Source organism: Streptococcus mitis (assembly GCF_026782865.1).
GTDB classification, from domain to species: domain Bacteria; phylum Bacillota; class Bacilli; order Lactobacillales; family Streptococcaceae; genus Streptococcus; species Streptococcus mitis_CG.
The window spans coordinates 92,745-110,039 of record NZ_JAKUXK010000006.1; the positions used below are offsets into that span (position 1 = coordinate 92,745).

Here is a 17,295-nt window from a genome sequence, read left to right on the forward strand (position 1 = left end):
AAATACAGTACCGAATGTGGATACTGTATTTTTTATTTTTTAAGATTTAAAATCGTAGTCTTTTACTACTTCGATGTTATCGATTGTGATAGCAGTAGTTGGCTTGTCTTTCTCATCTTTTTCGGCTTTAGCAATCTTATCTACAACATCCATACCATCAATGACTTGACCAAAGACTGGGTGCTTACCATCTAGACTAGGATTTCCCCCTTCTTTATAGGCTTCGATGATTTTCTTTGGATACTTGCTTGTAGGGAGTTTAGCAGAGGTATCTGTAGAGTTTTGGTTGATGAAGAACTGGCTACCATTGGTGTTTGGTTGACCAGTATTAGCCATAGAAAGAGCACCACGGATGTTATAGAGATAAGGAGTGATCTCGTTTTTGAAACCAGTTCCCTTGTCTTTAGTCTTATCCTTGTCATGCCAGATGGACTGACCACCTGTACCGTCCCCTTTTGGATCTCCAGTTTGGACCATAAAGCCATCGATGACACGGTGGAAGGTAATTCCGTTATAGTATCCTTCTTTGGCATGAGTGAGGAAGTTTTCAACCGCTAGAGGAGCGAGTTTAGGGAAGAGTTTGATACGGATATCTCCTTGACTTGTGTGGAGAATCACTTCAGTCTCGTCTTCAGCAACTTCTTTAGATAGTTGTGGGAAATTGGCGTTTTCGTTTGTTAAAGCATCGTTTAATTCCTTGGCAGATTGGGCTACTACTTTGGAGCTTTCCTCAGCGGCCAAGCTAGAATCTACATAGTCATCACCACGCAGACTACGTTGGATGCTGCTACATCCGGCTAGGGCTACAGTGGACAGTAAAAGAAGGGTTGCTAGTTTTTTCATTCTGTTCCTCTCAAAAATTCATTTCTACCATTGTACCCTAAAAGGAAGGGGATTTCAAATATTAGTGACAAGACAGTTTTAGAGAAAATCAACCCCAAAGTCACTTGATTAGAGATTCTTCTTTGGATGACGGTCGATAATTTCCTGGTACTGTTCTAGTATCTGCTCCCCCTTTGGAGTCAATTTGTAGCCACGAATTGAAAAGTGACTTGCCAATTCTTCTTCTGAAAAGTTGTCGTGAAGGGCTTGACTTGATGGTCTTTATAAAATGTTTCTAAAATAGTATTTATGGCATTCTCTTTCTGATTTTTCTTTAAAAATATAACAAATTTCTAAATGGTTTAAAAATTTTATAGTCTGTCAAGTTTTTTTCTTGACACCTGCTAGAAATCTGCTATAATAGAACATGTGCTAAATAGCTCAGCTATTTCACCGAAATAAAAAATAAGAAAAGAGACTTTAAAAATGGCAGTTAAAATCCGTTTGACTCGTATGGGTTCTAAGAAAAAACCTTTCTACCGTATCAACGTAGCAGATTCACGTTCACCACGTGACGGACGTTTCATCGAAACAGTTGGAACTTACAACCCACTTGTTGCTGAAAACCAAGTAACTTTGAAAGAAGACCGCGTTCTTGCATGGTTGGCTGATGGAGCTCAACCTTCAGATACAGTTCGCAACATCCTTTCAAAAGAAGGTGTATTGAAGAAATTCCACGATTCTAAATTCTCAAAATAAGTTTAAAGTAGGTTGACAGATGGATACGATTGAAAATCTCATTATTGCGATTGTGAAACCCTTGATTTCACAACCAGATGCCTTAACTATCAAGATTGAAGATACACCAGAATTTTTGGAATATCATTTGGATCTTGATCAAAGTGATGTGGGTCGTGTAATCGGTCGTAAGGGTCGCACTATTTCTGCGATAAGAACGATTGTCTACTCTGTCCCAACTGAAGACAAAAAAGTAAGAATCGTTATTGACGAAAAATAAGAAGGGCGGGACGAATGTCTCGCTTTTTTTGCAAGGAGCAGGATATGAAGGATTTAACGTTTAGACAATTACAAGACTACTTACTCGAACATTACCAGCAGTCTCGGACTGAGGAAGGTCTTTTTATCAAGCTAGTGGAGGAAGTCGGAGAAGTAGCTGAGGTTTTGAATGGTCGTTCTGGTAGAAAAGAGGGAGTTCAAGATTCGAACGAGGAACTAGCAAAAGAATTGGCTGATATCATTCACTACACTGTCGCAATTGCGGCCATCAACGACATAGATCTAACCAAGATCATTTTTGAAAAAGACAAAAAGGCGGCTATCAAATATCAGCATGAACGAGATTTGGAAGGCTTTTTAGAGAATTTATAAGAGAATAAGAAATGATTTTTTCTTATAAAGAAGATTTCTCATATATTGGTCTAGCTAGTAAATAGAAAACAATGAAACTGGCAGTTTATATTATCAAAGTAAGTAATCTCCAAGAGGTAGACAAGCTAGAACTTGTGAGACAAGAACGAGAAAAGCAGGTCAGCATAGCTGCCTCCTTTATAGGCAATGAGAGAGAATTTATCAGCTTGAAAGAGTAATAGAAGGCATAAAATACTAATCCTAGAAATAGCATCTAGCATTTTACTATGCTACAATGGAAAGACAGTCTCAAAGAATTATAGTCAATTAATCTTGAGAATAGCTACTTTTAAAGGGAGTAACAATCTATGAACGAGAAAACAAAAGCATACATAGCTGCCTTATCCTTTTCAGCAATCATTGGTTTTTCTTTTTTATTTACTAAGATTGCTTTAGGCTATGCCAGTCCTCTCACAAACTTAGCGCATCGCTATACAATTGCAGCTTTAGTAATGGTCGTTCTTAATCAAACAAAACTTATTAAAGTGAGTTTAAGTAGAAAAGATATTCTTTCTATTCTTCCTATGAGCCTTTTCTATCCGCTTTTCTTTTTTATTTTTCAATCCTTTGCTTTACAGTATATATCGTCTTCTGAAGCTGGAATTTTACAGGCTCTTGTCCCGATTTTTACTCTCCTTTTAGCATCGGCTTTTCTCAAGGAAAAGACAAGCTTGCTTCAAAAGTTCTTTTTATTTTTATCCGTAGCAGGAGTAGTTTTCATCTTCCTTAGTAAAGGAGCTAACTTTGGTACTGAGACTGCTAGTTTTGGCTTTCTCTTGATGTTGGGATCTGTTCTCGCCAATGCACTAAACAATATCCTCAGCAAGGCTAAAGGAGATCGCTATCGGGCCATGGATATGACAGCTGTTGTGATATTTGTTGGCTTCGTCACCTTTAATACGTTGAGTCTGACCTCGCACTATCTAGATGGCAACATATTAGCCTACGTTGCACCTCTCGGACAGCTTCCTTATCTGTTTTCCATTCTTTATTTGGGAATTTTAGCCTCTATCGTTACTGGTAGTCTCTCTATCTATGCTATTGTTCGACTTGGAGCATCAACCGTCAGTGTCTTTGGTAATCTTGGAACAGTTTTGACCATTCTAGCCGGAGCCCTTATCCTCCATGAACCAATTTATTGTTACCATGTCATCGGAGCAACTTTGATTATTGCTGGAATTTTAGGCATGAATCTGATGAGAAAAAAGTAAAGATTGCGTAGCAGTCTTTTTCTTAATCCAAGTCATTCAGAAAATTCAAAAATTTTAATGTGATCAAGTTTAGAACACGATGATTTTAATATAGCATGATAAAATAGATAAAAAGAATAATACTAGGATAAAGAGGAGAGAGTGTAGAAATGAAGCAAAATGATATAGCTGAAGCTATTGCTTTTTATGAAAGAAAACACGAGATGTTAGAGCGCCACATTGTGCCTGTCGTAGATTGTGATTTGGCTGTTTATCATCGCCCTGGAAGCTCAAGTAAGGGACACATTATTTTTTATCATGGAGCTTGTGGTCGTAGTCAGATGTGGGCTCACCAGTATGATGCCTTTGAAGGATTTGACCTCTACTTTGTCAATGTTAGAGGGCAGGGTGAATCACCTATAAAAGTTGGTCTACCTGACTTAGAAGGTGCTGTTCAAGATGTAGATGCTATTTTGTCCTATTTCCAGCTAGATAAGGTGATATTGGTTGGTCATTCTTGGGGAGGGAATCCACTTCAAGAGTACACCTATCGCCATCCAGAAAGAGTTCTAGCCTTGGTCATGGTAGATAGTTGGGGACAGCATCGTTACCTATCAGATAAAGAGAGAAATCGCATAAAATATAGTTCCCTTATGTATAAAACGATTCCTTGGAAGTTGATTGCAGATAAGAACTCAAAAATGTGTAGTGATAATCCTATCACAAGAGAGTTAATCAAGACGGCCATTATAGAAACTGGGAGAGATGTTTTTTTGAACCTTGGAATCACAGGCTTTTTGGCTGTCCATGAGATAGAAGGTTATCATGGCAATCCTCCTATGCTATTAGTAAGAGGCGAAAATGATTTTCCTAAACACCTAAAAATGATCTACGATGGTATCATTGCCTTAAATCCCAATGCGCGTCAAGTAACGATTTCAGATAGCAAACACCAACCTATGAATGACCATCCTGAAGAGTTTAATCAGATAATTGGTGAATTCTTTGAAGAAGTAGTAGGCCCATAAGATAGGATCTATCCAACTTGAGAAAATCCTTGGAACGTGATAAAATAAAGGATAAGGATTTTTAATAATTCATTATATAGAACGAGTGGATTTCTTTATGAAGAGGTTTGAAGTATCTACAGAAATTGGTAGTCTCTCTGTTACTTATCAAAAGCAAAAGAAAATACTAGTTTGTTTAAGTGGCGCAGGTTTGCTACCAAGTTATGAAAATTTTTCACTTATACTTGAAAAACTTCCTCCTACAATTGGTTATTTGACAATTGATTTTCCGAACACAGGTAGGAGTCCGATTCATGACCAAGATGGAAAAAATCTAGATAATCTTGCAGATGCGGTTTATGAAGTACTTGAAGAATTAGGGATTTCTGAATATATACTTTGTGCACATAGTTTGAGTGGAATTTTAGCTTGCAAATTGCTCAACAAACCAATTAAGTGTCAGGCTTTAGTAGCAATGGAACCGACAACTAAAAAAGTCATGTTTGCTGATTTTTCAGAAAATCCTTATCCAGAAATGGAAAAGCAGATGAGGCTGATTGAGGAGTGTGGTCCTGAACTTTATTTTAAGAACTTAACTCAAGAGACATTTAGCCCTGAAACTAATAAAGAAATCTGGAAAATAATGCAAGAAAAAGGTTCAGAGTTGGAAAGTCAATATACAGGATTTCAGATATCTGGAGAGATTACTGAGGAAGATTTTGAGAATGTCTCGATAGAATCTCACGTCCCTGTATTTATTTTTTGTCAGCCTTATAGAGAAAAAGAGTACAGAGAATCAGAATATTGGACTTCCAATACTAAACTCATTTTAGGAGGGAATCACCATTATTTACAGTGGTCTGAATCCGAAAAAATTGCGACTATTATTCGAGAATTGTCCGAATAAGATGGAAAGAAGGAGACTACAGGAGACAAAATGAACTACTTTAATGTTGGGAAAATCGTCAATACGCAGGGGTTGCAGGGTGAGATGCGAGTCTTGTCTGTGACGGATTTTGCAGAAGAACGGTTTAAAAAGGGGGCTGAGCTAGCCTTGTTTGATGAAAAAAATCAGTTTGTTCAAACAGTGACCATTGCTAGCCACCGTAAGCATAAGAATTTTGATATTATCAAATTCAAAGACATGTACCATATCAATACTATTGAAAAGTACAAGGGATACAGTCTCAAGGTTGCTGAGGAAGATTTGAATGACCTAGACGATGGTGAATTTTATTATCACGAGATTATCGGTTTGGAAGTCTATGAGGGTGATAACTTGATTGGAACCATCAAGGAAATCCTGCAACCAGGTGCCAACGATGTCTGGGTGGTCAAGCGAAAAGGTAAACGTGATTTGTTATTGCCTTATATCCCACCAGTGGTTCTCAATGTTGATATTCCAAATAAACGCGTCAATGTGGAAATCTTAGAAGGGTTAGACGATGAAGATTGATATTTTAACCCTTTTTCCAGAGATGTTTTCTCCGCTAGAGCACTCAATCGTTGGAAAGGCACGTGAAAAAGGGCTCTTGGATATCCAGTATCATAATTTTAGAGAAAATGCTGAAAAGGCTCGTCATGTAGATGATGAGCCCTACGGAGGCGGTCAGGGGATGTTGCTCCGAGCCCAACCCATTTTCGATGCCTTTGATGCTATTGAAAAGAAAAATCCGCGCGTTATTCTCCTCGATCCAGCTGGAAAGCAGTTTGATCAGGCTTATGCTGAGGATTTGGCTCAAGAGGAAGAGTTAATCTTTATCTGTGGGCACTATGAGGGTTATGATGAGCGAATTAAGACCTTGGTGACAGATGAGATCTCCCTGGGCGACTATGTCTTGACTGGTGGAGAATTGGCAGCCATGACCATGATTGATGCGACGGTTCGCCTGATTCCAGAAGTGATTGGCAAGGAGTCTAGCCACCAAGATGATAGTTTTTCTTCAGGCCTTCTCGAATACCCTCAGTACACACGTCCTTATGATTATCGAGGGATGGTCGTGCCAGATGTATTGATGAGTGGACACCATGAAAAGATTCGTCAGTGGCGCCTGTATGAGAGTTTAAAGAAAACCTATGAACGCAGACCGGATTTGCTTGAACATTATCAACTGACAGCAGAAGAAGAAAAAATGCTGGCAGAAATCAAAGAAAACAAAGAATAAAGGAGAAACCTATGCAAGTAATCAAACGTGATGGAGAAATTGCTGAATTTAATCCAGATAAGATTTACCAAGCTATCTTAAAGGCAGCCCAGACTGTCTATGTATTGACAGATGATTTGCGTCAAAACCTTGCACAAGTCACTAAGAAAGTGGTTTTGGATTTGGAAGAAGCCAAAGTGGAACGTGCTACTATTAGCATGATTCAGTCTATGGTTGAACATCGTTTGCTGGGGGCAGGTTACATTACCATTGCAGAACACTACATTTCCTATCGTTTACAACGTGACTTGGAAAGAAGTGGTTATGGAGATCATATCGCGGTTCATTTACATTTTGAACAAATTCGCTAAGAAAAAAGAGTGGGATGAAGCAACTACATCTCACTCTTTCTTAAATCTATTTTTTTGGGCTGTTTGGACAGTTGAGGGGACAAATCGCAGGCGTTGAATATCGCTTATACGGATAATACGGGTCACATTTTTGGCAAAATTTTTCACGATAATTTGCTGGCGTTGCTGATCGTATTTGATGATATCACCTGTAAAACTTGTCTCAGACAAGATAAGGTGAACAGCAGTTTGTTTCTGGATAGCCTCTTCAATAGTGGCTGTAAGGGAGTTGCTTTCAGTATGGTCAGGTTGGTCATGTCCATTTAAAAAGTCATGTATTTTATCTAGAACTTGCTGGAATTTATGTTTCATAGTGGCCTCCCTTCTTTTATATCAATATTATATAAAATTTTCCTAAAAACTACAAGATTTTACGAATAATCAAATGAAAGCTAAAAAAGGAGAAGAAAATGGCAGAATTTACATTTGAAATCGAAGAGCACTTGTTGACTCTCTCTGAAAACGAAAAAGGTTGGACCAAGGAAATCAACCGTGTGAGCTTTAATGGTGCTCCTGCAAAGTTTGATATTCGTGCTTGGAGTCCAGATCATACTAAAATGGGCAAAGGGATTACTCTCTCCAATGAAGAATTTCAAACAATGGTGGATGCTTTTAAAGGTAACTAAGGTGTCAAAATGAAAGAAAAGGATATTGAGTTATGACAACTCGATATCCTTTTTTAGTTAGCAAAGTAAGCCTGATTTTTAAGGCGTTGAAGTAATGGACGGCTAATAAAACTAATAGCAATAATTTTACCAAGGTCTGGAATGATAAAGGGAAGAACTCCCACAATAAGAGCTTTTTCAAATGCCATTCCAGCTAGGAAATGCAAGCTGAGAATCCCTCCGATAAAGACAAGGGCATCACCCAAGAGGTTTGCAAGAAAAATCTTGACAACACCACTCTTGCTGTTGGTTAGGGAAGAAGTAAGTCCAGAGTACACAAGATAAAACCAAAGATAGCCTGCAGTAGGGCCAACTAAAGCCTGAAAACCAGCTCCACCTCCTGCAAAGACAGGAAGACCGATGGCACCTAGAAGAAGATAGAGTCCGACAGAAAGTACAGCCTCTCTCGGTCTAAAGACAGTAGCAATCAAGCCGATGGCAAAGTTTTGCAGAGTGAAGGGGACGGGTCCAATTGGAAGACTGATTTGTGCCAAAACAGCAATGAGAGCAGCTCCAATAGCAGGGATAGCATAAACATGAGCTTTTTTCAAAATAGTTAACCTCTTTTCTGATGTATAGTAACTATTATACTCGTAGAGTAATTATTGTCAACCAATTTTTTAAAACAAGGTAACAAAAACTGTAACGGCCGATTTGCTTACTAACTAAGTTCGATAATTATTTTGTTGATTCGAAAATTATCAAAAAAGAAGCAGACACATTTGTATCAGCTTCTTTTATTTCGATTAACGCATGGTTACAAATTCTTCAGATGCAGTTGGGTGAATTGCCACAGTTGCATCAAAGTCAGCCTTGGTTGCTCCCATTTTGATAGCAACGGCAAATCCTTGAATCATTTCATCAACGCCGTAACCAATTCCATGAAGTCCGACAACTTTTTCTTCTGAACCAGCTGTGATCAATTTGAAACGAGTTTCTTGACGGTTGTAAGTGCAAGCAGAGTACATAGACGTAAAGCTTGATTTATAAACCTTGATTTGGTCCTGACCGTATTCTTTAATAGCTTGCTCTTCTGTCAAACCAACAGTTCCGATAGCAGGGTGTGAAAAGACAACAGTTGGAATAGTTGAGTAGTCCATTTTTGCAGTAGTTTTTCCGTTAAAGAGACGTTCAGATAGGGTACGCCCAGCTTTGATAGCAACTGGAGTTAGTTCTTTTTCGCCAGTTACATCACCTAGAGCATAGATTCCCTCAACAACAGTATTTTGGTATTCATCCACTTGGATAAAGCCACGTTCGTTCAGAGTTACTCCAGCTTTTTCAAGTTGCAAACCCTTAACGTTTGGACGGCGGCCTGTAGCCCAGATAACTTGGCTAGCTGTGTGACTAGTACCATCTTCGAAATGAATGGTAATGCCTTCAGCAGTTTTTTCTAACTTAACAGGGACTTTGTGAGTATGAAGTGGCAAGTTTGTTCTTTCCATTTCCTTGACCAGACCTTCAACGATGTAAGAATCAAAACCACGTAAAGGACGATCACGACGAACAAAGAGGTCTGTCTTGACACCAAAAGTGTGGAGTACGCCAGCCAATTCCACAGCGATATAACCAGCGCCTAGAATAGCAACTGATTCTGGCAATTCTTCCCAAGCAAATACATCATCAGAAGAGCCACCTAGCTCAGCACCAGGAATATTTGGAATACTTGGATGGGCACCAGTCGCAATCACAATATGTTTAGCACGAATCAGTTCACCATTTACGCTAACAGTATGAGAATCTACAAATTCAGCATGACCTTCAATCAAATCTACACCGTTGCGTTTAAAACTGCCATCATAAGAAGAACGAGCGCGATCGATGTAGGCTTCACGATTGCGACGTAGTGTTGCAAAGTCAAAGTTAAGATCAGTAGTCTTAAAGCCGTAGTCTTCTCCAAATTGATGGAAAGTTTCAGCGATTTGCGCTCCGTACCACATGATTTTTTTAGGAACACAACCGACGTTGACACAGGTTCCACCTAATTTCTTTTCCTCAATAACGGCCGCTTTAGCTCCGTGTTCACCAGCACGGTTCATGGTAGCAATTCCTCCGCTACCTCCACCGATAGCAATGATATCGTATTCTCTCATTGAAAACTCCTTTATACTCTTTGAAATAGTAGAGTGTCATTTTTTGATAGTCATATTCTATCTTTTTTTTTATCTGATTGCAAAAATCTGCTACGTTCAAAAAAATTAAAGAAAAGGCTTGCAAAAAGGAAAAATAAAATGTATTATATAACTAGTACAATGGTAATGAAAATAGATTCCGAACAATAATCAAATCCTGAAATGTCATTATTTCGTTCTGAACGGTTATTGTTTATATTTGCTAATTTTTATATAATATTGTTAAGGACTTTAAATCAAAAAGGAGTTTCATTATGAAGAAGAATCGTAAAGCTAAAAAGTGGCAATTGTATGCAGCAATCGGTGCTGCCAGTGTAGTTGTATTAGGTGCTGGGGGGATTTTGCTCTTTAGACAACCATCTCAGACCGCTGTAAAAGATGAGCCTACTCATCTTGTTGTTGCCAAGGAAGGAAGCGTGGCATCCTCTGTTTTATTGTCAGGGACAGTAACAGCAAAAAATGAACAATATGTTTATTTTGATACTAGTAAGGGAGATTTAGATGAAATCCTTGTTTCTGTGGGTGATAAAGTCAGTGAAGGACAGGCTTTAGTCAAGTACAGTAGTTCAGAAGCCCAGGCGGCCTATGATTCAGCCAGTCGAGCAATTGCGAAGGCAGACCGTCATATCAACGAACTCAACCAAGCACGAAATGAAGCAACTTCAGCTCCGGCTCCACAGTTGCAAACGCCAGCAGGAGGCGAAGGAGCTGCAGCACAAGTTTCAGGAAATGCATTTTCCTCTATTGATGCACAACTAGGTGATGCTCGTGATGCTCGTGCAGATGCAGTAGCGCAATTAAGCAAGGCTCAAAATCAGTTGGATGCCATGACGGTTCTCAGTACCCTAGAGGGAACTGTGGTCGAAGTCAACCATAATGTTTCTAAATCTCCAACTGGAGCTAGCCAAGTAGTCGTTCATGTCGTAAGTAATGAAAACTTGCAAGTTAAGGGAGAACTGTCTGAATATAACCTCGCTAACTTATCTGTAGGTCAAGAAGTAACCTTTACTTCTAAAGTTTACCAAGATAAGAGCTGGACAGGTAAGATTAGCTATATCTCTGACTATCCTAAAACTAATGGCGAAGCAGCAAGTGCAGCTACTGCCGCAGCAGGTGGTAATTCTGGTTCTAAATATCCATATACCATTGATGTTACAAGTGAAATCGGTGATTTGAAACAAGGATTCTCAGTAAGTGTTGAGGTCAAGAATAAGAGTAAAGCCATTTTGGTTCCTCTAACAAGTATTGTGACTGAAAATGATAAGAACTATGTCTGGGTGCTTGACGAGCAGAAAAAGGCCAAGAAAGTGGAAGTTGGTTTGGGCAATGCTGATGCAGACAACCAAGAAATCACTTCAGGTCTGACAAATGGAGTCAAGGTCATCAGTAACCCAACGTCTTCTCTAGAGGAAGGAAAAGAGGTGAAGGCTGATGAAGCAACTAATTAGTCTAAAAAATATCTGCAGAAGCTACCGTAACGGTGACCAAGAACTGCAGGTTCTCAAAAATATCAACCTAGAAGTGAATGAGGGTGAATTTGTTGCCATCATGGGACCATCCGGTTCAGGTAAGTCAACCCTCATGAATACCATTGGCATGTTGGATACTCCTACAAGTGGTCAGTATTTTCTAGATGGCAAAGAAGTAGCTGGTCTGGGTGAAAAACAATTAGCCAAGGTTCGAAATCAGGAAATCGGCTTCGTCTTTCAACAATTCTTTCTCTTGTCTAAAATGAATGCCCTCCAAAATGTGGAACTTCCTCTGATTTATGCAGGAGTTGGTGCTTCAAAACGTCGCAAATTAGCAGAAGAGTATCTGGAAAAGGTTGAGTTGACTGAGCGTAGCCATCACTTACCTTCGGAGTTGTCAGGTGGTCAGAAGCAAAGAGTTGCCATAGCGCGTGCACTTGTTAACAATCCTTCGATTATCTTGGCAGATGAGCCTACTGGAGCTTTGGATACTAAAACTGGAAATCAGATTATGCAGCTTTTAGTTGAATTAAACAAAGAAGGAAAAACCATCATTATGGTTACGCATGAGCCTGAAATCGCTGCTTACGCTAAGCGTCAGATTGTCATTCGTGATGGCGTCATTTCATCTGATAGTGGTCTCGTAGAAAAGGAGGAAAACTAAGATGCAGAATCTGAAATTTGCCTTTTCATCCATTATGGCTCACAAGATGCGTTCTTTCTTAACCATGATTGGTATCATTATCGGCGTATCATCCGTTGTCGTCATCATGGCCTTGGGAGACTCCCTGTCGCGCCAAGTCAATAAAAACATGACCAAGTCCCAGAAAGATATCCATGTCTTTTTCTCACCTACCAAGAGTAAGGACGGATCCTTTACCCAGAAGCAATCTGCTCTAACCCTGTCTGGTAAAGAGGAAGATGTTTTTGTTGAACTACCTAAACCACAAGAAACCTGGGTTAAAGAAGCTGCTAAACTCAAGGGAGTGGATAGTTACTATGTGACTAACTCAGCCAATGTGACCTTGACTTATAAGGATAAAAAGGTTGAACGTGCCAGCTTGACAGGTGGAAATATCACTTATATGGATGCAGTCGAAAATGTAATCGTTGCAGGCCGTAGTTTAAAACCACAAGATTATAAGGATTTCGCTAGTGTTATCATTTTAGATGAAGAACTTGCTAATAGTCTTTTTGGTTCTGCACAGGAAGCACTCAATCAGCTTGTTGAAGTAAATGAAATCAGTTATCGTGTTATTGGTGTTTATGCTAGTAAGGAAGCTAAGGCTGCAAAAACCTTTGGGATTGGAGGACTACCAATCACGACCAATATTTCTCTTGCGGCCAATTTTAACACCGACGAAATTTCTAATATCGTTTTTCGTGTTAACGATACGACCTTAACTCAGACTTTAGGACCAGAATTGGCTAGAAGAATGACAGAGATTGCAGGTCTCCAACAAGGGGAGTATCAGGTAGGAGATGCTTCTGCCGCCTTCCAAGAAGTGCAACAAATGTTTGGCTTTGTAACAACTGTCATCAGTGCTATTGCTGGGATTTCCCTCTTTGTTGGTGGTACCGGTGTTATGAACATTATGCTTGTTTCGGTGACAGAGCGTACCCGTGAGATTGGTCTACGAAAAGCACTAGGAGCTACACGAGCTAATATTCTGGTTCAATTTTTGATTGAATCAATGATTTTAACCTTGTTAGGAGGGTTCATCGGTCTTGTGCTGGCTGCAGGAGTGACAATGCTTGCAGGAGTTCTTCTTCAAAATATGATTGCAGGAATCGAAGTTGGCGTATCCATTCCAATCGCTCTCTTTAGTTTAGCTGTCTCAGCTGGCATCGGTATGATATTTGGTGTTCTACCAGCCAATAAAGCTTCTAAGCTAGATCCGATTGAAGCTCTTCGTTATGAATAGAATAAACAAGATGGACACTTGTCTATCTTGTTTTTGTATGGATTTTCCTATCGAAAATCCTTAAAAATGTGATATAATGAAGTGTTAGAAAAACAGGTTTCATTTGCCTGGAAAGGAAAAAATTATGTCTGAAAAGAATTTTTATATTACAACGCCAATTTACTATCCATCTGGTAAACTTCATATCGGTTCTGCCTACACAACTATCGCATGTGATGTCCTAGCACGTTACAAACGCCTGATGGGCTACGATGTCTTTTATTTGACAGGTCTTGATGAGCATGGTCAAAAGATTCAACAAAAAGCAGAAGAAGCTGGCATTACACCACAAGCCTATGTTGACGGGATGGCAGTTGGAGTTAAAGAACTCTGGCAATTACTCGATATCTCATACGATAAGTTTATTCGCACAACTGATGACTACCATGAAAAAGTAGTGGCGCAAGTCTTTGAACGCTTGCTGGCTCAAGATGATATTTACTTGGGTGAATACTCTGGTTGGTATTCAGTTTCAGATGAGGAATTCTTTACAGAAAGCCAGCTTGCGGAAGTATTCCGTGATGAAGCTGGAAATGTGACTGGCGGTATTGCTCCATCAGGTCACGAAGTGGAATGGGTATCTGAAGAGTCTTATTTCCTTCGTCTTAGCAAGTACCAAGACCGTCTAGTAGAATTTTTCGAAGCTCATCCTGAATTTATCACTCCAGATGGTCGTCTGAATGAAATGCTTCGCAACTTTATCGAGCCAGGTTTAGAGGATTTGGCGGTTTCTCGTACAACCTTTACATGGGGTGTTCCGGTACCATCAAATCCTAAACACGTTGTATACGTTTGGATTGATGCTCTTCTTAACTATGCGACAGCTCTTGGCTACGGTCAAGATGAGCACGGTAACTTTGATAAGTTCTGGAATGGAACAGTTTTCCACATGGTAGGAAAAGATATCCTTCGCTTCCACTCGATTTACTGGCCAATCCTTCTCATGATGTTGGATATCAAATTGCCAGATCGTTTGATTGCCCACGGTTGGTTTGTCATGAAAGACGGTAAGATGTCTAAGTCTAAAGGGAACGTTGTTTACCCTGAAATGTTGGTAGAGCGTTATGGACTAGATCCACTTCGTTACTACCTCATGCGTAGCCTTCCAGTTGGTTCAGACGGAACCTTTACTCCTGAAGACTATGTAGGCCGTATCAACTATGAATTGGCTAATGATCTTGGAAACCTTCTCAACCGTACGGTTTCTATGATTAATAAGTACTTTGATGGACAAATTCCTGCCTATGAAGAAGGTGTAACAGAGTTTGACCATGCTCTTGCTCAAGTAGCTGCTGAATCAATCGCTGACTACCATACACACATGGAAGCAGTTGACTACCCACGTGCTCTTGAAGCAGTCTGGACTCTGATCTCTCGTACCAATAAATACATCGATGAGACCGCACCATGGGTCTTGGCCAAGGATGAAGCACTTCGTGATCAATTGGCAAGTGTCATGAGCCACTTGGCAGCCAGCCTGCGTGTTGTAGCTCACTTGATTGAGCCATTTATGATGGAAACCAGTCGCGCGGTCTTGACTCAACTTGGCTTGGAAGAAGTAGCAAGCCTTGAGAATTTGAAATTGGCTGATTTCCCTGCAGGTGTGACTGTAGTTGCCAAAGGAACACCAATCTTCCCACGTCTCGATATGGAAGAAGAAATCGCCTATATCAAGGAACAAATGGAAGGCAGCAAGCCAGCTGTCGAAAAAGAATGGAATCCAGACGAAGTCGAACTCAAACTAAACAAGGAAGAAATCAAGTTTGAAGACTTTGACAAGGTCGAAATCCGTGTCGCAGAAGTCAAAGAAGTGTCTAAAGTAGAAGGTTCAGATAAGTTGCTTCAATTCCGCTTGGATGCTGGTGATGGTGAAGATCGTCAAATCCTCTCAGGAATTGCCAAATACTATCCAAACGAACAAGAATTGGTCGGCAAGAAAGTTCAAATCGTTGCCAATCTCAAACCACGTAAAATGATGAAGAAATATGTCAGCCAAGGCATGATCCTATCAGCTGAACATGATGGAAAATTAACCCTTCTCACAGTTGATTCAGCTGTACCAAATGGAAGTGTGATTGGGTAAAAGTAAAAAAACCAACGTTATCCACGTTGGTTTTTCTTGTTATGTGCGAGATTTTCTAAGAAGTGGTCTATCTCCTTTTGTGATCTGAGGATGACAACTTTATCTGGATAGGTTTCTTGAACCCACTTGTAGCGTTCCTTAGCGGATTTGCTCCGTCCGTCCCAGAGAATCCATCTGATAAACTCCCAATTAAATTGTTCTGGACAACCAGCTGCCATACTTTCTCTGACTTTGCCTCGGTATTTGAGGTATCGTTTAAAGGCTCGAAAGAGACAAGTCAATGGGGAAAAATTGAGAAAGATGATTTGGTCAGCTTCCTGCATTCTTTCCTCATAGAAACACCAAGAATAATTACCATCAATAACCCAAGATTCATGATTGGTGAGAAATTTTTTCATCTCATCCAACATCCATTCGCGGTCACTGTCTTGCCAACCGGGTTGAAATTGGAGTGTGTCCATGTGAAGTTTTGGAATGGAGTAGTAGTTAGATAAGTTTTCTGCTAGAGTTGACTTACCAGCACCAGAATATCCGATAATTACGATTTTCATTTTCTACCTTTTCGTATTTGGAGACAAAAAAACAGCCTCTATGGACTGTTTCTTATTTAGCAAGTTTAGCTGAAAGACGAGCTTTGTCGCGGCTTGCTTTGTTTTTGTGAATCAAACCTTTAGTTTCTGCTTTATCGATAGCTGAGCTAGCAGCACGGAAAAGTTCTTCAGATGGGTTTGCTTCGAAAGCTTTGATAGCAGTACGCATAGCTGATTTTTGAGCTGAGTTCTTTTCGTTTTGTTTAACGTTCAATTCAGCGCGTTTGATAGCTGATTTAATGTTTGCCAATGTTCTTACCTCCATATTTACTAACTATACCATTATATCTGAAAACTTACGTTTTGACAAGGGAAAATTATTTTTTTAAGTAAATTTCATCGATTTCATGGTTCTTTGTTTTATGAAGAATCACTTCTGCTCGATTTCTGGTCGGTTCAATATAATTTTGTAGATTTGTGAGATTGATACTAGTCCAGACCTGATGGGCAAAGGATTCTACTTCCCCAATCGGCATTTGTGTAAAACGATAATAGTAGCTATCTGGGTCGTTTTGGGCTAGGCTCAGCATCTTCAAGAAACGGTCTAGATACCAACTCTCAATGTCATCGACTGCAGCATCAACATAGATGGAAAAGTCAAAGAAGTCAGTAATGTAGAGACGCTCGTTTTGTGGATTTTGAAAGACATTTATTCCCTCAACAATGACAAAATCAGCAGCTTTGACGCTTTGCTTTTCCTCGGGTACGATGTCGTAGACTTCATGAGAATAGACAGGAATATCTACATCTTGTCCATTTTTGATGTGATCCAGGAAGTTGAGAAGAGCTTCCATATCATAACTTTCAGGAAATCCCTTGCGATTTAAAATCCCCTGTTCAATCAAGGTCTGGTTGGGATAGAGAAAGCCGTCAGTTGTTACCAACTCAACCCTAGCATCTGTAAGTGTACGGGACAGTAGGATTTGAAGTAGGCGACTGGTTGTGGATTTTCCAACGGCAACACTACCAGAAACCCCAATGATAAAAGGCTGGGATTTGCTTTCGCGTTGAAGGAAAATTCCTTTAGAAAAAGCTAAATCATCCTTGGTACGCTTGTAAATCTGGATGAGGTGGGCTAGGGGAAGATAGACATCGGTAACATCCTGTAAACTAATCTGGTCATTAAAACTCTTAATGGATTCTAATTCCTCTTCTGTCAAAGGAGGTGTCGTCTTTCGATGTAACGATTGCCAAGTCTGGCGGCTGATTTTTTCAAAATGTAAAAATTCGTTGGTCATAAGTTTGTCTTTCTGATTCGATATCTTAGTATAGCATATTTTGAGACTAAAAACATCTAGTATCTGATAGAAAAAGTTTATTTCGATTAGAAAAATAATGACAAACTACATCGTATTGTCAAATTACTTGGAAACGATTTAATATTTCGTTAA

The 17,295-nt window shown here is 39.6% G+C and carries 22 protein-coding genes; 15 read left to right on the forward strand and 7 right to left on the reverse strand.

The annotated features are described in order from the left end of the window. Positions 1–39: 39 nt before the first annotated feature. The gene (locus tag MK482_RS05120) at positions 40–843 is read right to left on the reverse strand and encodes a peptidylprolyl isomerase (RefSeq protein WP_268718154.1); all 804 of its coding nucleotides are present in this window, start codon (positions 841–843) and stop codon (positions 40–42) included. A 465-nt stretch (positions 844–1,308) separates the two neighbouring features. Between MK482_RS05120 and rpsP the strand changes: the two genes are divergently transcribed. The 10 genes from rpsP to MK482_RS05170 all read left to right on the forward strand — a co-directional run bounded on the left by rpsP (position 1,309) and on the right by MK482_RS05170 (position 6,962). Beyond that, positions 1,309–1,581, forward strand: coding sequence for a 30S ribosomal protein S16 (gene rpsP / locus MK482_RS05125; RefSeq protein WP_000268760.1), 273 nt, complete (start codon positions 1,309–1,311; stop codon positions 1,579–1,581). A gap of 19 nt (positions 1,582–1,600) precedes the next feature. Beyond that, positions 1,601–1,840: an RNA-binding protein KphA gene (gene kphA / locus MK482_RS05130; RefSeq protein WP_000379617.1), complete on the forward strand. Its 240-nt coding sequence runs from the start codon at positions 1,601–1,603 to the stop codon at positions 1,838–1,840. Positions 1,841–1,884: 44 nt separating this feature from the next. After that, a complete protein-coding gene (locus MK482_RS05135) occupies positions 1,885–2,211 on the forward strand; it encodes a MazG nucleotide pyrophosphohydrolase domain-containing protein (protein WP_268718155.1) in 327 nt (108 codons plus the stop codon). 71 nt (positions 2,212–2,282) lie between these two features. After that, positions 2,283–2,429, forward strand: a complete 147-nt coding sequence (locus MK482_RS05140) for a hypothetical protein (RefSeq protein WP_268718156.1) — start codon at positions 2,283–2,285, stop codon at positions 2,427–2,429. A gap of 129 nt (positions 2,430–2,558) precedes the next feature. Beyond that, positions 2,559–3,461: a DMT family transporter gene (locus MK482_RS05145; RefSeq protein ID WP_268718157.1), complete on the forward strand. Its 903-nt coding sequence runs from the start codon at positions 2,559–2,561 to the stop codon at positions 3,459–3,461. Between the two features lie 149 nt (positions 3,462–3,610). Next, positions 3,611–4,468: an alpha/beta fold hydrolase gene (locus MK482_RS05150; protein ID WP_268718158.1), complete on the forward strand. Its 858-nt coding sequence runs from the start codon at positions 3,611–3,613 to the stop codon at positions 4,466–4,468. Between the two features lie 97 nt (positions 4,469–4,565). After that, positions 4,566–5,354, forward strand: a complete 789-nt coding sequence (locus MK482_RS05155; RefSeq protein WP_268718159.1) for an alpha/beta fold hydrolase — start codon at positions 4,566–4,568, stop codon at positions 5,352–5,354. Positions 5,355–5,384: 30 nt separating this feature from the next. Next, positions 5,385–5,903 carry a ribosome maturation factor RimM gene (gene rimM, locus MK482_RS05160; RefSeq protein ID WP_268718160.1) on the forward strand — a complete coding sequence of 173 codons (519 nt, stop codon included), beginning with the start codon at positions 5,385–5,387 and terminating at the stop codon, positions 5,901–5,903. Then, entirely contained in the window at positions 5,893–6,612 is a 720-nt protein-coding gene (gene trmD, locus MK482_RS05165) for a tRNA (guanosine(37)-N1)-methyltransferase TrmD (protein ID WP_000686915.1), read from the forward strand. The genes rimM and trmD overlap by 11 nt, the downstream gene beginning before the upstream one ends. 11 nt (positions 6,613–6,623) lie before the next feature. Continuing rightward, complete coding sequence (locus MK482_RS05170) at positions 6,624–6,962, forward strand: ATP cone domain-containing protein (RefSeq protein ID WP_001196040.1); 339 nt, start codon at positions 6,624–6,626, stop codon at positions 6,960–6,962. A 30-nt stretch (positions 6,963–6,992) separates the two neighbouring features. Here the strand turns inward: MK482_RS05170 and MK482_RS05175 are convergent, their stop codons facing one another. Beyond that, positions 6,993–7,313: a hypothetical protein gene (locus tag MK482_RS05175; RefSeq protein ID WP_125386523.1), complete on the reverse strand. Its 321-nt coding sequence runs from the start codon at positions 7,311–7,313 to the stop codon at positions 6,993–6,995. A 98-nt stretch (positions 7,314–7,411) separates the two neighbouring features. Here MK482_RS05175 and MK482_RS05180 point away from each other — a divergent pair, with 98 nt between their 5' ends. Then, a complete protein-coding gene (locus MK482_RS05180; protein WP_000807422.1) occupies positions 7,412–7,627 on the forward strand; it encodes a YdbC family protein in 216 nt (71 codons plus the stop codon). Positions 7,628–7,680: 53 nt separating this feature from the next. Here MK482_RS05180 and MK482_RS05185 read toward each other — a convergent pair whose 3' ends face one another. Then, positions 7,681–8,217: a biotin transporter BioY gene (locus MK482_RS05185; RefSeq protein WP_004256457.1), complete on the reverse strand. Its 537-nt coding sequence runs from the start codon at positions 8,215–8,217 to the stop codon at positions 7,681–7,683. A gap of 195 nt (positions 8,218–8,412) precedes the next feature. Continuing rightward, entirely contained in the window at positions 8,413–9,759 is a 1,347-nt protein-coding gene (gene gor, locus MK482_RS05190) for a glutathione-disulfide reductase (RefSeq protein ID WP_268718161.1), read from the reverse strand. A 290-nt stretch (positions 9,760–10,049) separates the two neighbouring features. Between gor and MK482_RS05195 the strand changes: the two genes are divergently transcribed. From MK482_RS05195 to metG, 4 genes are all read left to right on the forward strand, one after another. Then, on the forward strand, positions 10,050–11,246 hold the full coding sequence (locus tag MK482_RS05195) for an efflux RND transporter periplasmic adaptor subunit (RefSeq protein WP_268718230.1): 1,197 nt from the start codon (positions 10,050–10,052) through the stop codon (positions 11,244–11,246). Further along, entirely contained in the window at positions 11,230–11,931 is a 702-nt protein-coding gene (locus MK482_RS05200) for an ABC transporter ATP-binding protein (protein ID WP_268718162.1), read from the forward strand. The genes MK482_RS05195 and MK482_RS05200 overlap by 17 nt, the downstream gene beginning before the upstream one ends. Before the next feature lies 1 nt (position 11,932). Beyond that, on the forward strand, positions 11,933–13,192 hold the full coding sequence (locus MK482_RS05205; protein ID WP_268718163.1) for an ABC transporter permease: 1,260 nt from the start codon (positions 11,933–11,935) through the stop codon (positions 13,190–13,192). A gap of 124 nt (positions 13,193–13,316) precedes the next feature. Beyond that, on the forward strand, positions 13,317–15,314 hold the full coding sequence (gene metG, locus MK482_RS05210) for a methionine--tRNA ligase (protein ID WP_268718164.1): 1,998 nt from the start codon (positions 13,317–13,319) through the stop codon (positions 15,312–15,314). 17 nt (positions 15,315–15,331) lie between these two features. Here the strand turns inward: metG and MK482_RS05215 are convergent, their stop codons facing one another. The 3 genes from MK482_RS05215 to coaA form a co-directional block, all read right to left on the reverse strand. Beyond that, complete coding sequence (locus MK482_RS05215) at positions 15,332–15,865, reverse strand: DNA topology modulation protein (protein ID WP_268718165.1); 534 nt, start codon at positions 15,863–15,865, stop codon at positions 15,332–15,334. Between the two features lie 52 nt (positions 15,866–15,917). Beyond that, positions 15,918–16,154 carry a 30S ribosomal protein S20 gene (rpsT, locus tag MK482_RS05220; protein WP_001274000.1) on the reverse strand — a complete coding sequence of 79 codons (237 nt, stop codon included), beginning with the start codon at positions 16,152–16,154 and terminating at the stop codon, positions 15,918–15,920. Between the two features lie 67 nt (positions 16,155–16,221). Next, positions 16,222–17,142, reverse strand: coding sequence for a type I pantothenate kinase (gene coaA, locus MK482_RS05225; RefSeq protein WP_020902939.1), 921 nt, complete (start codon positions 17,140–17,142; stop codon positions 16,222–16,224). Between the last annotated feature and the right edge of the window lie 153 nt (positions 17,143–17,295).

What these genes read in the sequence shown, in the direction of transcription:
- metG (WP_268718164.1), top strand. Translation starts at nt 13,317, where the DNA reads ATGTCTGAAAAGAATTTTTATATTACAACGCCAATTTACTATCCATCT.
- MK482_RS05135 (WP_268718155.1), top strand. Translation starts at nt 1,885, where the DNA reads ATGAAGGATTTAACGTTTAGACAATTACAAGACTACTTACTCGAACAT.
- MK482_RS05205 (WP_268718163.1), top strand. Translation starts at nt 11,933, where the DNA reads ATGCAGAATCTGAAATTTGCCTTTTCATCCATTATGGCTCACAAGATG.
- MK482_RS05180 (WP_000807422.1), top strand. Translation starts at nt 7,412, where the DNA reads ATGGCAGAATTTACATTTGAAATCGAAGAGCACTTGTTGACTCTCTCT.
- MK482_RS05140 (WP_268718156.1), top strand. Translation starts at nt 2,283, where the DNA reads ATGAAACTGGCAGTTTATATTATCAAAGTAAGTAATCTCCAAGAGGTA.
- MK482_RS05150 (WP_268718158.1), top strand. Translation starts at nt 3,611, where the DNA reads ATGAAGCAAAATGATATAGCTGAAGCTATTGCTTTTTATGAAAGAAAA.
- rimM (WP_268718160.1), top strand. Translation starts at nt 5,385, where the DNA reads ATGAACTACTTTAATGTTGGGAAAATCGTCAATACGCAGGGGTTGCAG.
- kphA (WP_000379617.1), top strand. Translation starts at nt 1,601, where the DNA reads ATGGATACGATTGAAAATCTCATTATTGCGATTGTGAAACCCTTGATT.
- MK482_RS05215 (WP_268718165.1), bottom strand. Translation starts at nt 15,865, where the DNA reads ATGAAAATCGTAATTATCGGATATTCTGGTGCTGGTAAGTCAACTCTA.
- trmD (WP_000686915.1), top strand. Translation starts at nt 5,893, where the DNA reads ATGAAGATTGATATTTTAACCCTTTTTCCAGAGATGTTTTCTCCGCTA.
- gor (WP_268718161.1), bottom strand. Translation starts at nt 9,759, where the DNA reads ATGAGAGAATACGATATCATTGCTATCGGTGGAGGTAGCGGAGGAATT.
- coaA (WP_020902939.1), bottom strand. Translation starts at nt 17,142, where the DNA reads ATGACCAACGAATTTTTACATTTTGAAAAAATCAGCCGCCAGACTTGG.
- MK482_RS05120 (WP_268718154.1), bottom strand. Translation starts at nt 843, where the DNA reads ATGAAAAAACTAGCAACCCTTCTTTTACTGTCCACTGTAGCCCTAGCC.
- MK482_RS05155 (WP_268718159.1), top strand. Translation starts at nt 4,566, where the DNA reads ATGAAGAGGTTTGAAGTATCTACAGAAATTGGTAGTCTCTCTGTTACT.
- MK482_RS05175 (WP_125386523.1), bottom strand. Translation starts at nt 7,313, where the DNA reads ATGAAACATAAATTCCAGCAAGTTCTAGATAAAATACATGACTTTTTA.
- MK482_RS05170 (WP_001196040.1), top strand. Translation starts at nt 6,624, where the DNA reads ATGCAAGTAATCAAACGTGATGGAGAAATTGCTGAATTTAATCCAGAT.
- MK482_RS05200 (WP_268718162.1), top strand. Translation starts at nt 11,230, where the DNA reads ATGAAGCAACTAATTAGTCTAAAAAATATCTGCAGAAGCTACCGTAAC.
- MK482_RS05145 (WP_268718157.1), top strand. Translation starts at nt 2,559, where the DNA reads ATGAACGAGAAAACAAAAGCATACATAGCTGCCTTATCCTTTTCAGCA.
- rpsP (WP_000268760.1), top strand. Translation starts at nt 1,309, where the DNA reads ATGGCAGTTAAAATCCGTTTGACTCGTATGGGTTCTAAGAAAAAACCT.